Here is a 14959-nt window from a genome sequence, read left to right as displayed (position 1 = left end):
CCATGGCGAAGACCCTGTCGAAACCGGCCAGCGGCGCGCTCGCGCCCTGGCTCGGTATTTCGCTGATCGTGATCCTGTTCGATCAACTGTCGAAGATCGCGATCCTGAAAACGTTCGCGTACGGCGCGCAGCATGCGCTGACGTCGTTCTTCAACCTCGTGCTGGTATATAACCGCGGCGCCGCGTTCGGCTTCCTGTCGACCGCGAGCGGCTGGCAGCGCTGGGCGTTCACCGCACTCGGCGTCGGTGCGACGCTCGTGATCTGCTTCCTGCTGCGCCGTCACGGCCAGCAGCGGCTGTTCAGCCTGTCGCTCGCGCTGATCCTCGGCGGCGCGCTCGGCAATGTGATCGACCGGCTCGTCTACGGCCACGTGATCGACTTCCTCGATTTCCACCTCGGCGCGTGGCACTTCCCGGCGTTCAACCTCGCCGATTCCGCGATCACGGTCGGTGCGGTGCTGCTGATCTACGACGAGCTACGGCGCGTGCGCGGCTCGCGCTGAGCGCGCATACTCCGTGTCGACGGCCGGCTTCGCGCCGGCCGTTCCGTTTGACCCCAGGAGGCCTGAGTTGGCACACGCAGAACTCGCAGGAAAACACCTCGTTCTCGGCCTGACGGGCGGCATCGCCTGCTACAAGATCGCCGAGCTCACGCGCCTGCTCGTGAAGGCCGGCGCGACCGTGCAGGTCGCGATGACCGACGCGGCCACCCAGTTCATCACGCCCGTCACGATGCAGGCGCTGTCGGGCCGGCCCGTCTATACGAGCCAGTGGGATGCGCGCATCGACAACAACATGGCGCATATCGACCTGTCGCGCGAAGCCGACGCGATCGTGATCGCGCCCGCGTCGACGGATTTCCTCGCCAAGCTCGCGCATGGGTTCGCCGACGATCTGCTGTCGACGCTGTGTATCGCGCGCGACTGTCCGCTGCTCGTCGTCCCCGCGATGAACCGCCAGATGTGGCAGAACCCGGCCACGCAACGCAATGCCGCGCAACTGCGCGCCGACGGCGTGTCGGTGCTCGGCCCGGATTCGGGCGCGCAGGCGTGCGGCGAAGTCGGCGACGGCCGCATGCTCGAACCCGAGGCGATCTATGAAGCGATCGTCGCGCACTTCGCGCCGAAGGTGCTCGCGCACCGTCGCGTGCTGATCACGGCCGGGCCGACGTTCGAACCGCTCGACCCCGTGCGCGGCCTGACGAACCGCTCCAGCGGCAAGATGGGGTTCGCGCTCGCCCGGGCCGCGCAGCAGGCCGGCGCCGACGTGCATCTCGTCGCCGGGCCGGTCGCGCTCGACACGCCGTGGGGCGTCTACCGTCAGGACGTGCAGACCGCGCAGCAGATGTACGACGCGGTGATGCATGCGGTCGCCGACGCAGACATCTTCATCGCGGTGGCCGCGGTCGCCGACTGGCGCGTCGATCAGCCGGCCGAGCACAAGATGAAGAAGACGGCCGACCGCAAGATGCCGGCGCTCGCGTTCGTCGAGAACCCCGACATCCTCGCGTCGGTCGCGGCGCTGCCCGATGCGCCGTTCTGCGTCGGTTTCGCGGCCGAAAGCGGCGACCTCGACGTGCACGGCGACGAGAAGCGCAAGCGCAAGAACGTGCCGCTGCTCGTCGGCAACCTCGGCCCGCTGACGTTCGGCCGCGACGACAACGAAGTCGTGCTGTTCGAGGCCGCCGGCCTCACGCGCCTGCCGCGCGCGCCCAAGGACGAACTCGCGCATGCGCTCGTCGCGGAAATCGCGAAGCGCCTGCCCGACAACCGCCTGATCTGATCCCCGCGAGGCGGCCCTTGCCGCCGCGCCCTTCCCGACCGATTCGACGACCGCATGAAACTCGACCTGAAGATTCTCGACGCGCGCATGCGCGACTACCTGCCCGCCTACGCGACCACCGGCAGCGCCGGCCTCGACCTGCGCGCCTGCCTCGACGCACCGGTCACGCTGCAGCCGGGCGAAACCACGCTCGTGCCGACCGGCCTCGCGATCCACCTCGCCGATCCCGGCTATGCGGCGCTGATCCTGCCGCGCTCGGGCCTTGGCCACAAGCACGGAATCGTGCTCGGCAACCTCGTCGGCCTGATCGATTCCGACTACCAGGGCCAGTTGATGGTCTCGACGTGGAACCGCGGCCAGACCGAGTTCGTGCTGAACCCGTTCGAACGGCTCGCGCAACTCGTGATCGTGCCGGTCGTGCAGGCGCAGTTCAACATCGTCGACGAATTCCCCGCGAGCGATCGCGGCGCCGGCGGCTTCGGCAGCACCGGTCGCCACTGAGCCACGCAGCACGAAAAGATGGGGCCTCGCGGCCCCTTTTCCTTTTCATGCGCCGTCACTTGCCGGTCAGTTGCGCGCTTCGCGCGAGCGCCGGCTCACGCCGCCGCGCCTGCGCGATGCTGGCATAGACGACCATCGCGACCAGCACGCCGAGCAGCACAACGGAACCTTGGTAAGTGTGAAGAATGGCATCGGCCGCCGCGGCGGCGCGGTCAACGCGCGTGTTGGTGCCGGTAATGCAGTGCGTAGGCGAGCGTCAGCAGCACGACGAATACGACGCCGACCGCCATCGTCATCCGGAATTCGCGCGTGAAAGCGGTCGTCAGCAGGATCGCGGCCACGAGCCCGGCGCCGAGCAGGCTGCCGAACGGGTGCCCCCACATCCGGAACGCGAGCGCGGGGCCGCGATACCGCGAACGGAACCGCAGATGCGTCACGAAGATCATCAGCCATGTGAACAGCGCGCCGAACATCGCGATCGCCATCATCACCGTGAACGCGGTGTCGGGCGCGAGCGCGACCAGCACGGCCGCCACCGCGACGCCGCTCGTCGAGATCCACAGCGCCGCGCGCGGCACGCCGTTCGCGCCGAGCCGGCCGAACACCGCGGGCGCGAGGCGCGCGCGCGACAGGCTGAACATCATCCGCGTCGTCACGTAGAGCTGGCTGTTCATCGCCGACAGCGCCGCGATCAACAGCACGAAGTTGATCACGCCCGCCGCGTACGGCACGCGCGTCGCGGCCATCACCTTCACGAACGGGCTTTCGTCGGTGCCGGCCTGCGTCCACGGCACGATCGCGAGCATCAGCGCGAGTGTCAGCAGGTAGAACAGCACGAGCCGGAACACGGTCGAGCGGAATGCGCGCGTGACCGCGTGCTGCGGATCGCGCGCCTCGCCGGCCGCGATCGCGACGGCTTCGATGCTCATGTAGCTGAAGATCGCGACGATCACTGCGACCCACGTCCCCCACGGCCCCTTCGGCATGAAGCCGCCGTGCGCGGTGTAGTTCGCGAAACCGATGCCCGCTGCGGCCGGCGCCGACCAGACGAGATAGCCGCCGAGCACGATGAACACGACGATCGCCGCGATCTTCAACAGCGAAAACGCGTATTCGACCGTCCCGTACAACGTCACGCTCGCGAGGTTCACCGCGATCAGCAGCGCGGAGAAGCCGATCACCCAATACCAGCCGGGCACGGCCGGGAACCAGTACTTCATGAACACGGCGATCGCGCTGATCTCGGTGCCGATCGCGAACACGACCGCGAACCAGTACGCATAACGCACGAGAAAACCCGCGAGCGGGCCGACGTAATGCTCGGCGTACGCGCCGAACGAGCCGGCCGTCGGATGCGCGACGGTCATTTCCGCGAGCGCGCCCATCAGCAGCAGCGCGATCAGCGCGCCGATCGCATAGGAAACCAGCACGCTCGGGCCGGCGAGCCCGATCGCGAACCCGCTGCCGAGGAACAGCCCCGTGCCGATCGCGCCGCCGATCGCGATCATCGCCATCTGCCCCGACGTCAGCGCATGGCGCAACCCTTGTTCGCGCGCGACGATATCGTCGAACGACCGTTGTTGTTGTGTCACTGCGTTACCACTCCCCTGCACCACCATCGCGCCGCCGGCGCCGGATAAAACGAAACGGCGCGGAGAACTTCCCGCGCCGTTCGCATGAACAACGAATTATCGCTTACTCGACTTCGACCGTCTCTTCGTTCGGCTTGTGCGGCGGATTCGCCAGCTTGTCGAACGACAACTGCACCTTGTCGGCCTCGTCGACGTCGACCGTCACGTGGCCGCCGTTCAGCAGCTTGCCGAACAGCAGTTCGTCGGCCAGCGCGCGCCGGATCGTGTCCTGGATGAGCCGCTGCATCGGCCGCGCGCCCATCAGCGGGTCGAAACCGTGCTTCGCGAGATGCTTGCGCAACGCGTCGGTGAAGAGCGCGTCGACCTTCTTCTCGTGCAGCTGCTCCTCGAGCTGGATCAGGAACTTGTCGACCACGCGCATGATGATTTCCTCATCGAGCGAACGGAAGCTGATGATCGCATCGAGGCGGTTGCGGAACTCCGGCGTGAACAGCCGCTTGATGTCGGTCATCTCGTCGCCGGTTTCGCGGCGCGTCGTGAAGCCGATCGTCGCCTTCTGCATCGATTCGGCGCCCGCGTTCGTCGTCATGATGATGATGACGTTACGGAAATCCGCCTTGCGGCCGTTGTTGTCCGTCAGCGTGCCGTGGTCCATCACCTGCAGCAGCACGTTGAAGATGTCCGGATGCGCCTTCTCGATTTCGTCGAGCAGCAGCACGCAATGCGGCTTCTTCGTGACTGCTTCGGTCAAGAGGCCGCCCTGGTCGAACCCGACATAGCCCGGCGGCGCGCCGATCAGACGGCTGACCGCATGACGCTCCATGTATTCCGACATGTCGAAGCGGATCAGCTCGATGCCGAGCGTGAACGCGAGCTGACGCGCCACTTCGGTCTTGCCGACGCCCGTCGGGCCGGAGAACAGGAACGCGCCGATCGGCTTGTCCATCTTGCCGAGGCCCGCGCGCGCCATCTTGATCGAGGCCGCAAGCGCGTCGATCGCCGGATCCTGGCCGAACACGACGCTCTTCAGGTCGCGATCGAGCGTCTGCAGCTTGCTGCGGTCGTCCTGCGACACGCTTTGCGCCGGCACGCGCGCGATCTTCGAGATGATTTCCTCGATCTCGCTCTTGCCGATCGTCTTCTTCTGCTTCGACTTCGGCAGGATGCGCTGTGCGGCGCCCGCTTCGTCGATCACGTCGATCGCCTTGTCCGGCAGGTGACGGTCGGTGATGAAGCGCGCCGACAGTTCGGCCGCGGCCGACAGCGCGCCCGACGAATACTTGACGCCGTGGTGCTCCTCGAAGCGCGACTTCAGCCCGCGCAGGATCGCGACCGTCTGCTCGACGCTCGGCTCCGTCACGTCGACCTTCTGGAAGCGCCGCGACAGCGCCGCGTCCTTCTCGAAGATGCCGCGATATTCGGTGAACGTGGTCGCGCCGATGCACTTGAGCGTGCCCGACGACAGCGCGGGCTTCAGCAGGTTCGATGCGTCGAGCGTGCCGCCCGATGCAGCGCCCGCGCCGATCAGCGTGTGGATTTCGTCGATGAACAGGATCGCGTGCGGACGCTCCTTCAGTTCCTTGAGCACCGTCTTCAGACGCTGCTCGAAGTCGCCGCGATACTTGGTGCCCGCGAGCAGCGCGCCCATGTCGAGCGAGTACACCTGCGCGTTCGCGAGGATGTCCGGCACTTCGCCGCGCGTGATCCGGTACGCGAGGCCTTCCGCGATCGCGGTCTTGCCGACGCCGGCTTCGCCGACGAGCAGCGGGTTGTTCTTGCGGCGGCGGCACAGCACCTGCACGACGCGCTCGACCTCGGGCTCGCGGCCGATCAGCGGATCGATGCGGCCGTCCTTCGCCATCTGGTTCAGGTTCTGCGTGAACTGCGCGAGCGGCGTTTCCTTCTGCGCGTTCGCGTCTTCGCTTTCCGCGTTCGCGTCGGACGACTTCGCGGCTTCGCCGCTGTTCGTCTTCGCGATGCCGTGCGAAATGAAGTTCACCACGTCGAGGCGCGTGACGCCCTGCTGCTGCAGGTAGTACACGGCGTGCGAATCCTTCTCGCCGAAGATCGCGACCAGCACGTTCGCGCCGGTCACTTCCTTCTTGCCGTTCGACGTCGACTGGACGTGCATGATCGCGCGCTGGATCACGCGCTGGAAACCGAGCGTCGGCTGGGTATCGACATCGTCGGTGCCCGGGACGGTAGGTGTGTTGTCGTGGATGAAATTGCGCAGGTTCTGACGCAGGTCCTCGATGTTTGCCGCGCACGCGCGCAACACCTCGGCCGCCGTCGGATTATCCAGCAGGGCCAGCAGCAGATGCTCGACCGTAATGAACTCATGGCGCGCCTGGCGTGCTTCCATGAACGCCATGTGCAGGCTGACTTCCAATTCCTGGGCAATCATGCTTCCTCCATCACGCACTGCAGCGGATGCCCTGCCTGCCGCGCATGGGTAACGACTTGCTCAACCTTGGTCGACGCGATGTCCCGCGTATAGACCCCACAAACCCCTCGCCCTTCGCGATGGACCTTCAGCATGATCTGCGTGGCCGTCTCGCGATCCTTCTTGAAATACTCCTGGACCACCATCACGACGAACTCCATCGGCGTGAAGTCGTCGTTCAGCAGCACCACCTTGTACATCGAAGGCGGCTTGAGCTTCTGCTGCTTGCGTTCCAGGACGGTACTGTCCTGCTTGTCCGGGATAATCGCCATACACCCATTCTAAACAACTCGGACAGGCCCGCAATCCTGCCATTACCCGACCGACCGGCCGGCGCCCTCCCCGGTATCCCGGAACACGCGATCGCCCTCGCGCCATACGAAAGCCGGCTGCGGTGCCGGCTTTCACGCGTGGCGCGGAACACGAACCGTCAGGGGGAATCGCACCGGAACGTCGTGTCCGCATCCAGTATCCCACAAGCCGGGACGACTCGAACGCGTGTCACTCGAGCCTGGTATATGAGCCGATTATGCGGCTTTTCAAGCCCTCGCGCTTGGCCGCATGCTGCAAAGCAAAGCCGGAAAAACCCTGAAAATGGGTTCTTTACAACGACCCTCTAAACGTCGAAAAATTCCACTTGACACTCCAATAAAGAGCGCCAACAATCAAGCTGGCACTTTTTTCAATTCGCCGATTGGCGAAACGAAAGAGGCCGAGGTGAGCTTGTGAGGGGGGAACGGCTGTATTTTCAGTCGTTTAGCTTTTCGAGCGTGCTCGTGGTAAGTAGCAGCGACTGTGTGACAGGGGAAGTAGGAAAATGGCAACTGGTATCGTTAAGTGGTTCAACGACGCGAAGGGCTTCGGCTTCATCACTCCCGACGAGGGCGGTGAGGATCTGTTTGCGCACTTCTCGGCTATCAGCATGAATGGTTTCAAGACGCTGAAGGAAGGCCAGAAGGTGAGCTTTGACGTCGTTCAAGGGCCGAAGGGCAAGCAAGCGTCGAACATCCAGGCCGCATAAAGGCATCGGATATCGGACGAAGAAACCCGGCGCACAGCGCCGGGTTTCTTTTTTGAGGCCGGCCAATCGATAATCGATTGGCCGGCCTTTTCGTTCAATCCCGATAATTGAACGCACATTGTCTCGTCACGCATGCGGATCGCGTATCGAATCCGCACGTGGAACACATTCGCGGTTTCGTTACACGACCTTCAGCGTACCCATCATGCCGAGATCCTCGTGTTCGAGAATGTGGCAGTGAAACATGCGCTCTCCGGGCATGTCTTGCGTGACGAGAATCGACACGGTTTCACCGCTGCGCACGTTCACGGTATCGCGCCACGCGCGGAACGGTTCGCTCGTGCGCGAACCGGCCGACGCCCGCTCGATGACCTGGAACTGCGTGCCGTGCAGATGGAACGGGTGATCCATGTCCGTCGTATTGCGGATCTCCCAGCGCTCGACGTCGCCGCGACGACTCGTCAGCGTCGCGCGGTGCGGCGCGTAGGTGTCGCCGTTGATCGTGAAGCGCATGCCGGCCGGGCGGCCGTGCGTCGCGCCGTTCATCATCGCGTCCATGTCCATTTCTTCGCCGAACGCGACCGTCTTGTGCGCCACCGGTTCGCCCAGCGGCCGCACCGCGCGCAGCGTGGCAGGCAGCGCACGGGCCTCGGCGGGCGCAAACGCGACATCGGCCAACGCCAGCGCCGGATCGGGCGGCAGACTGCCGTGGCCGTCGTCGTGCGACATCGCCATCTTGCGGCGGTCGTACTCGGCCGCCTGCAGCACCGCGCGCGACGCGCGCTCGCCGGCGCGCACCAACAGCTCCGCGCGCTCGCCCGGCGCAATCAACAGCGACGTCGCGCGCCGCGGCGCGTCGAACAACCCGCCATCGGTGCCCACGTGCTCGAACGCGCGGCCGTCGTCGAATGCGATACGCAAGTAGCGGGCGCTGCACGCGTTCCAGACACGCCAGCGTTCGTCGCCCGCGACGTCGATGCGCGGCCGACGCGCGCCGTTGACCAGCACGAACTGGCCTTCACGGCCGTTCATCCAGTCCATCATGTCGTTCGGCGCAATCGTGCCGTCGCGTGCAAGCTTCAGGTCCGACACGAACAGGTGGCGCTCGGGCCAGCCGGCAAGCGGATCGTCGGCGGCGCGCACGACGAACGGGCCGGCCAGCCCGCGGAACACCTGCTCGGCGGTCATCATGTGCGGATGCGGGTGGTACCAGTAGGTGCCGGCGCTGCCCTTCGGCAGCGTGAAGCGATACACGCGCGACGCGCCGGGCGCGACGGGATCGGACGGGTTGCCGTCCTGGTCGGGCGGCACGGGCAGGCCGTGCCAATGGATCGTCGACGGCTGCGGCAGCTTGTTTACGAACCGGATCTCGACCGTATCGCCCTCCCGCACGTCGATCAGCGGGCCGACGACGGGGCCTTGCGTGCCCGCGCCGAACTGCCAGAAGGTGGTCGGCCGCGCACCGTGCAGCATCGAACGCGCGACGGGCTGCGCCACCAGCGTGGCGCGGAACGTGCCGGGCTCGCGACTTTCGTTGGCCAGCGTGCGCAACGTCGCCAGCGGCGCGCCGGCCGGCAGCGCGTCGGAGGCCGCCAGCGCGACCCGCGCGGGCTTACCGTGCTGCGCGTGCGCTGACGTCCCTGACATACCCGGCATGCCCGGCATGTCGGTCATCGAATCCATGCCGGCCATGCCCGCGTGACCGGCATGCTGCGCCCACGCAGTGCGTGCGCATAGCGACGCGGCCGCGACGCCAACGGCGTGCGACAGGAAGGTTCTCCGTCTCATCAATCGATCCTCGTTATTCATGCGGCGCCGCGCGGCAGCCGCGGCGGTCGCGTCATCATAACCGCAGGCCTTCATCGAAAAACGCCGTCGCCGGGCGGGCGGCGATACGCCGCAGCAGAGCGTCGCGACCGGGCCGGACACAAGCGCCACGCTTGGCATCGCCGAGCGGCGCTTCGGCAACCATCGCTGCCCTCTCCCCGTGCCTTGCACCCGCCGTGCAAACGAGCTTCGCGCGTTCCGCCTCGACCTCGCGCTTGCTCCCGCTGCATCGACGATCCGCAAACCGGCCAATTTTTCACGATGCGGAACAAGTCACTGCGTTATAAAAATTCGTGGTGCAGGGCACAAATTTCCCGTTTCGCGATGCCGAAAAACGTTCCGCAATACAAAACAACAGAAATAATTATTTGTTTTTAAAATAGAAAATTTGTTTGGAGAAGCCGTTCTACCTACACCATCCGAGCAGGTCCCGGACGTAGACTTTGTTCCATGCACTGACGCTTCGCCACGACGTTCGTTCGATACGAAACGCGGCGCAAGCAGCCAGTCGGGCCACAGCCGGCCGAGCCGGCAGGCGGCACACCAGAATCGCTCGTGATCAGAAAGGGAGAACGGAAATGAAGGGATTTCGCTTTGGTTCAGCGCTCGGGTCGTTCTACATCCTGCCGGCAAACGGCGGCTGGGAAGCGACGTTCGGCAACGCCCTGCTCGGCGCATTCTCGTGCCCGGAAGCGGCGGCCGACCACATCTCCCGCGGCGACTGCGCGCAACCGTCCGAACTGGACACGGCCACGCTCGAAGTGCCGGACGAAATCGCGGAATGGGAAATCGTTCACGTCTGAATGGCAAGCCTGCAACGACAAACGCCCCGGGCGACCGGGGCGTTTTTCTTGAGTGCCGGGCGGCGAACGGTTCAACCCGCCGCGCCCGCACATGCATCGGCTCGCGCGATTGCGCGGCCGGCGTCAGGCAACCGCGTCGACGATGCCGTTCAGCGTCGCGCTCGGGCGCATGGCCTGGCTCGTCAGCTCGACGTTCGGACGGTAGTAGCCGCCGATCGCCTGCGGCTTGCCTTGCGCGGCCGCCAGCTCTTCCAGGATGCGCGCTTCGCTGTCGGACAGCGCCTTCGCCACGCCTTCGAACTGCGCCTTCAGCGCGGCGTCGTCGGTCTGCTCGGCCAGCGCCTGCGCCCAGTACAGGCACAGGTAGAAATGGCTGCCGCGGTTGTCGAGGCCGCCGACCTTGCGCGCCGGCGACTTGTTCTCGTCGAGGAACTTGCCGGTCGCCTGGTCGAGCGTCTTCGCGAGGACGAGCGCCTTCGGGTTCCGGTAAGCGTTGCCGAGATGTTCGAGCGACGCGGCCAGCGCGAGGAATTCGCCGAGCGAATCCCAGCGCAGGAAGCCTTCCTCGACGAACTGCTGCACGTGCTTCGGTGCGGAGCCGCCCGCCCCCGTTTCGAACATTCCGCCGCCGGCCATCAGCGGCACGATCGACAGCATCTTCGCGCTGGTGCCGAGTTCCATGATCGGGAACAGGTCGGTCAGGTAGTCGCGCAGCACGTTGCCGGTGACCGAAATCGTGTCCTTGCCCGCGCGAATGCGCTCGAGCGAGAAACGCGTCGCTTCGACCGGCGTCATGATGCGGATGTCGAGGCCGTTCGTGTCGTGATCCTTCAGGTAGCGTTCGACCTTCGCGATGATCTGCGCATCGTGCGCGCGCGCCGGATCGAGCCAGAACACGGCCGGCGCGCCGGTCGCGCGGGCGCGGTTGACGGCCAGCTTGACCCAGTCCTGCACCGGCGCGTCCTTCGTCTGGCACATGCGCCAGATGTCGCCCGACTCGACTGCGTGCTCGAGCAGCACGTTGCCGGCTTCGTCGATGACGCGCACGACGCCGTCCGCCGGGATCTGGAACGTCTTGTCGTGCGAACCGTATTCTTCGGCCGCCTGCGCCATCAGGCCGACGTTCGGCACGCTGCCCATCGTGACCGGATCGAACGCGCCGTGCTGCTTGCAGTCCTCGATCACGGCCTGGTAGACGCCCGCGTAGCAGCGGTCCGGAATCACGGCCTTCGCGTCGTACAGTTGACCGTCCGGGCCCCACATGCCGCCCGAATCGCGGATCATCGCCGGCATCGATGCGTCGACGATCACGTCGCTCGGCACGTGCAGGTTCGTGATGCCCTTGTCCGAGTTGACCATCGCGAGACGCGGGCGCACCGCGTATTCGGCCTTGACGTCGGCCTCGATCGCTTCGCGCGTGTCGGCCGGCAGATCCTTCAGGCGCGCGTACAGATCGCCGATCCCGTTGTTCGGGTTGAAACCGACCTTCGCCAGCACGTCCGCGTGCTTCGCGAGCGCGTCGCGGTAGAACACCGACACGAAGTGACCGAACAGGATCGGGTCCGAGACCTTCATCATGGTCGCCTTCAGGTGCACCGAGAACAGCACGTCCTGCGCCTTCGCGTCGGCGATCTGCGCTTCGATGAAGCTGCGCAGCGCCTTGCGGCTCATCACCGAAGCGTCGATCACTTCACCGGCCTTCACGGCCGTCTTTTCCTTCAGCACCTTCTTCACGCCGTCGGCCGTCGTGAGTTCGATCTTCACGCTGCCGGCATCGGCGATCAGCGCCGACTTCTCGCTGCCGTAGAAGTCGCCTTCGGTCATGTGCGCGACGTGGGCCTTCGACGTCGGCTTCCACGCGCCCATCTTGTGCGGATGCTTGCGTGCGTAGTTCTTGACCGACAGCGGCGCGCGGCGGTCGGAGTTGCCTTCGCGCAGCACCGGGTTCACCGCACTGCCCTTGATCTTGTCGTAGCGCGTCTTGACGGCCTTCTCTTCGTCCGTCGACGGATCTTCCGGATAGGCCGGCAGCGCGTAGCCCTGCGCCTGCAGTTCGGCGATCGCGGCCTTCAGTTGCGGCACCGATGCGCTGATGTTCGGCAGCTTGATGATGTTCGCTTCCGGCTTCAGCGTGAGCTGGCCCAGCTCGGCCAGATCGTCGGAACCCTTCTGCTCCGACGGCAGGACGTCTGCGAATGCCGCGATGATGCGGCCGGCGAGCGAGATGTCGCGCGTTTCGACGGCGACGCCGGACGAACGCGTGAAGGCCTTGACGATCGGCAGCAGCGAATAGGTCGCGAGCGCCGGCGCTTCGTCGGTGAGGGTGTAGATGATCTTGGGCGAAGTGGACATGGTGGTCAAAGCATTGCTACGTGATGATGGGACTGAGGAGCGCCGGCGGTAACCGGCGGGGAGCGACCGGGTCGATCGCGAAAGGGGCGCGCCGGTTCAGCCGGGCGGTGGTGTTGCGAGGGCCGTCATGGTCTACCTTGCAGGGCTTGCGGGCCGCATCGCGGCGCCGCGGCCCGCATGCCGGGCCGCCCTGCCAACAAAACCTGCCATCCACGAAACGCTCCGGCGCCGGCAGTCAGCGCCGGGGCGGCCGGCAACCTGCCGGCCCACCCCGGAAGGGGTCTTACATGTTCTCGATCAGCACTTCGCCGAAACCGGAGCACGATACCTGCGTCGCACCTTCCATCAGGCGCGCGAAGTCGTACGTGACGCGCTTCTGCAGGATCGACTTCTCCATCGCGGCGATGATCGTATCGGCTGCTTCCGTCCAGCCGAGGTGACGCAGCATCATTTCCGCCGACAGGATCTCGGAACCCGGGTTCACGTAATCCTTGCCTGCGTACTTCGGCGCCGTGCCGTGCGTCGCCTCGAACATCGCGACCGAATCCGACAGGTTCGCGCCCGGCGCGATCCCGATGCCGCCGACCTGCGCGGCCAGCGCGTCGGAGATGTAGTCGCCGTTCAGGTTCAGCGTCGCGATCACGTCGTATTCGGCCGGGCGCAGCAGGATCTGCTGCAGGAACGCATCGGCGATCGAATCCTTGATCACGATCTCGTTGCCCGTCTTCGGGTTCTTCACGCGCATCCACGGGCCGCCGTCGATCAGCTCGCCGCCGAATTCCTTTTGCGCGAGCGCGTAGCCGGCATCACGGAACAGGCCTTCCGTGAACTTCATGATGTTGCCCTTGTGCACCAGCGTGACCGACTTGCGATCGTTGTCGATCGCGTACTGGATCGCCTTGCGCACGAGGCGCTCGGTGCCTTCGGTCGACACGGGCTTGACGCCGATCCCCGACGTTTCCGGGAAACGGATCTTCTTCACGCCCATCTCGTCCTGCAGGAACTTGATCACTTTCTTCGCCTGCTCGGAGCCCGCGGCCCATTCGATACCCGCGTAGATGTCTTCCGAGTTCTCGCGGAAGATCACCATGTCGATCTTCTGCGGCTCGCGCACCGGCGACGGCACGCCCTTGAAGTACTGGACCGGACGCAGGCACACGTACAGGTCGAGTTCCTGGCGCAGCGCGACGTTCAGCGAACGGATGCCGCCGCCGACCGGGGTCGTGAGCGGCCCCTTGATCGACACCACGTATTCCTTCAGCACCTGCAGCGTTTCGTCCGGCAGCCACACGTCCGGACCGTACACCTTGGTCGCCTTCTCGCCCGCGAAGATCTCCATCCAGTGGATCTTGCGCTTGCCCTTGTAGGCATGCGCGACCGCCGCGTCGACGACCTTGATCATGACCGGCGTGATATCGAAGCCCGTACCGTCGCCTTCGATATAGGGAATGATCGGCTGATCGGAAACGTTGAGCGAGAAGTCCTTGTTGACGGTGATCTTGTCACCGCCCTCCGGAACCTTGATGTGCTGATACGGCATGATCGACTCCAGTGACGTGGCTGAGCAGGTGATGCTGGTCGAAACTGCGCGCGCGGCGGGGGCGCGGCATGGCCACCCCGTGACGGCAACAGCGAGCCGCTATTCTAGCGCCCCAACCGGGCACTTCGGCGCGAACCGCGGCACTGCGCATCAAGACCTCACTTATGTCTTATATAAGACAGAGGACTTGCCGTTCCGTATTATGCATTAAGATTCCGCCATTTGCCATAGACCGCCCGCCCCGGCTTCCCGCGGGGCGCCGGGCGGCCCCCGCCATGAACCTGATCGCCCTCAACAAGCCGTTCGGCACGATTTGCCAGTTTTCCGCGCACGAGACGCGGCCGTCGCTCGGCGACTGGGTAAAAACGCCCGGCGTGTACGCGGCCGGCCGGCTCGACGCGGACAGCGAGGGGCTGCTGCTGCTCACCGACGACGGTGCGCTGCAGGCCCGCATCGCGGAGCCGCGCCACAAGCTGGTGAAACGCTACTGGGCGCAAGTCGACGGCGCGCCGGGGCCCGCCGACCTGAAGGCGCTCGCACGCGGCGTCGACCTCGGCGACTACGTGACGCGCCCGTGCCGCGCCGAATTCATCGAGCCGCCCGACACGCTGTGGCCGCGCAATCCGCCGATCCGCTACCGCGCCGCGATCCCGACCACCTGGATCGAGCTGGCGATCACCGAGGGCAAGAACCGGCAGGTGCGCCGGATGACGGCGGCCGTCGGCTTCCCGACGTTGCGCCTGGTGCGCGTCGGCATCGGCGCGCTCGATATATTCGCGCTCGGCATTGCGCCGGGCGAAACGATCGCCCTGCCGCCGCGCGCGCCGTGGGACGGTTTCGCGCCCGCCGGATGACGCATCCGGGATGCGCGAATTTTTTCGTCGTCTTTTTCGTCAACCGCCCGCGGAGATCGCGCGTTAAACCACGCAGATGCCAACCTTAGCTATCCGGCATTGGCAGCCGAACCCGTGTTTGCGTCACGAAAGCGACGTTTTATTCGAATACGATTCGGCGCCCGCAGCGCAAAGAGAAATTTCTCGAAGCGTCTGTCAACCGAAAGGTGGATGGCACCGTTAGACGACATGACTCCTATTGCCG

At 65.5% G+C, this 14959-nt stretch carries 12 protein-coding genes; 6 read left to right on the top strand and 6 right to left on the bottom strand.

What is annotated here, in order from left to right; translation table 11 throughout:
• The first annotated feature begins 2 nt into the window (after positions 1 to 2).
• The 3 genes from lspA (at position 3) to dut (ending at position 2283) form a co-directional block, all read left to right on the top strand.
• Positions 3 to 503 carry a signal peptidase II gene (gene lspA, locus WT24_RS26050; RefSeq protein ID WP_034208186.1) on the top strand — a complete coding sequence of 167 codons (501 nt, stop codon included), beginning with the start codon at positions 3 to 5 and terminating at the stop codon, positions 501 to 503.
• Positions 504 to 570: 67 nt separating this feature from the next.
• Complete coding sequence (coaBC, locus tag WT24_RS26045; RefSeq protein ID WP_027808191.1) at positions 571 to 1782, top strand: bifunctional phosphopantothenoylcysteine decarboxylase/phosphopantothenate--cysteine ligase CoaBC; 1212 nt, start codon at positions 571 to 573, stop codon at positions 1780 to 1782.
• 54 nt (positions 1783 to 1836) lie between these two features.
• Complete coding sequence (gene dut / locus WT24_RS26040; RefSeq protein ID WP_059504717.1) at positions 1837 to 2283, top strand: dUTP diphosphatase; 447 nt, start codon at positions 1837 to 1839, stop codon at positions 2281 to 2283.
• 212 nt (positions 2284 to 2495) lie between these two features.
• On the opposite strand, the gene WT24_RS26035 is transcribed toward dut, so the two are convergent.
• From WT24_RS26035 to clpS, 3 genes are all read right to left on the bottom strand, one after another.
• The gene (locus tag WT24_RS26035; RefSeq protein ID WP_060036305.1) at positions 2496 to 3875 is read right to left on the bottom strand and encodes an amino acid permease; all 1380 of its coding nucleotides are present in this window, start codon (positions 3873 to 3875) and stop codon (positions 2496 to 2498) included.
• A 103-nt stretch (positions 3876 to 3978) separates the two neighbouring features.
• Positions 3979 to 6279 (bottom strand): ATP-dependent Clp protease ATP-binding subunit ClpA, encoded by a 2301-nt coding sequence (clpA, locus tag WT24_RS26030; protein ID WP_059504715.1) that lies wholly within the window; start codon positions 6277 to 6279, stop codon positions 3979 to 3981.
• The gene (gene clpS, locus WT24_RS26025) at positions 6276 to 6590 is read right to left on the bottom strand and encodes an ATP-dependent Clp protease adapter ClpS (RefSeq protein ID WP_006398529.1); all 315 of its coding nucleotides are present in this window, start codon (positions 6588 to 6590) and stop codon (positions 6276 to 6278) included. Before clpS ends, clpA begins: the two co-directional genes overlap by 4 nt.
• A gap of 545 nt (positions 6591 to 7135) precedes the next feature.
• Here clpS and WT24_RS26020 point away from each other — a divergent pair.
• Positions 7136 to 7339 (top strand): cold-shock protein, encoded by a 204-nt coding sequence (locus tag WT24_RS26020; protein ID WP_034208192.1) that lies wholly within the window; start codon positions 7136 to 7138, stop codon positions 7337 to 7339.
• 180 nt (positions 7340 to 7519) lie between these two features.
• Here WT24_RS26020 and WT24_RS26015 read toward each other — a convergent pair whose 3' ends face one another.
• Positions 7520 to 9127, bottom strand: a complete 1608-nt coding sequence (locus WT24_RS26015; RefSeq protein WP_060036304.1) for a multicopper oxidase family protein — start codon at positions 9125 to 9127, stop codon at positions 7520 to 7522.
• A gap of 617 nt (positions 9128 to 9744) precedes the next feature.
• On the opposite strand from WT24_RS26015, the gene WT24_RS26010 reads away from it, so the two are divergent.
• Positions 9745 to 9969, top strand: a complete 225-nt coding sequence (locus tag WT24_RS26010) for a hypothetical protein (RefSeq protein WP_034208193.1) — start codon at positions 9745 to 9747, stop codon at positions 9967 to 9969.
• A gap of 123 nt (positions 9970 to 10092) precedes the next feature.
• Here WT24_RS26010 and WT24_RS26005 read toward each other — a convergent pair whose 3' ends face one another.
• Positions 10093 to 12321 carry an NADP-dependent isocitrate dehydrogenase gene (locus WT24_RS26005; RefSeq protein ID WP_060036260.1) on the bottom strand — a complete coding sequence of 743 codons (2229 nt, stop codon included), beginning with the start codon at positions 12319 to 12321 and terminating at the stop codon, positions 10093 to 10095.
• A 283-nt stretch (positions 12322 to 12604) separates the two neighbouring features.
• Positions 12605 to 13861, bottom strand: coding sequence for an NADP-dependent isocitrate dehydrogenase (icd, locus tag WT24_RS26000; RefSeq protein ID WP_006478026.1), 1257 nt, complete (start codon positions 13859 to 13861; stop codon positions 12605 to 12607).
• Between the two features lie 275 nt (positions 13862 to 14136).
• Between icd and WT24_RS25990 the strand changes: the two genes are divergently transcribed.
• The gene (locus WT24_RS25990; protein WP_006490892.1) at positions 14137 to 14715 is read left to right on the top strand and encodes a pseudouridine synthase; all 579 of its coding nucleotides are present in this window, start codon (positions 14137 to 14139) and stop codon (positions 14713 to 14715) included.
• Positions 14716 to 14959: the final 244 nt, after the last annotated feature.

Origin of the sequence: Burkholderia sp. MSMB1078WGS, assembly GCF_001528895.1 — a bacterium.
In the GTDB taxonomy this organism is placed as follows: Bacteria; Pseudomonadota; Gammaproteobacteria; order Burkholderiales; family Burkholderiaceae; genus Burkholderia.
Note: the sequence above shows the minus strand (reverse complement) of the source record. Positions and strands in the feature narration are given on the sequence as shown.

What these genes read in the sequence shown, in the direction of transcription:
- WT24_RS25990 (WP_006490892.1), top strand. Translation starts at nt 14,137, where the DNA reads ATGAACCTGATCGCCCTCAACAAGCCGTTCGGCACGATTTGCCAGTTT.
- lspA (WP_034208186.1), top strand. Translation starts at nt 3, where the DNA reads ATGGCGAAGACCCTGTCGAAACCGGCCAGCGGCGCGCTCGCGCCCTGG.
- dut (WP_059504717.1), top strand. Translation starts at nt 1,837, where the DNA reads ATGAAACTCGACCTGAAGATTCTCGACGCGCGCATGCGCGACTACCTG.
- clpS (WP_006398529.1), bottom strand. Translation starts at nt 6,590, where the DNA reads ATGGCGATTATCCCGGACAAGCAGGACAGTACCGTCCTGGAACGCAAG.
- WT24_RS26020 (WP_034208192.1), top strand. Translation starts at nt 7,136, where the DNA reads ATGGCAACTGGTATCGTTAAGTGGTTCAACGACGCGAAGGGCTTCGGC.
- WT24_RS26015 (WP_060036304.1), bottom strand. Translation starts at nt 9,127, where the DNA reads ATGAGACGGAGAACCTTCCTGTCGCACGCCGTTGGCGTCGCGGCCGCG.
- clpA (WP_059504715.1), bottom strand. Translation starts at nt 6,279, where the DNA reads ATGATTGCCCAGGAATTGGAAGTCAGCCTGCACATGGCGTTCATGGAA.
- icd (WP_006478026.1), bottom strand. Translation starts at nt 13,861, where the DNA reads ATGCCGTATCAGCACATCAAGGTTCCGGAGGGCGGTGACAAGATCACC.
- WT24_RS26005 (WP_060036260.1), bottom strand. Translation starts at nt 12,321, where the DNA reads ATGTCCACTTCGCCCAAGATCATCTACACCCTCACCGACGAAGCGCCG.
- WT24_RS26010 (WP_034208193.1), top strand. Translation starts at nt 9,745, where the DNA reads ATGAAGGGATTTCGCTTTGGTTCAGCGCTCGGGTCGTTCTACATCCTG.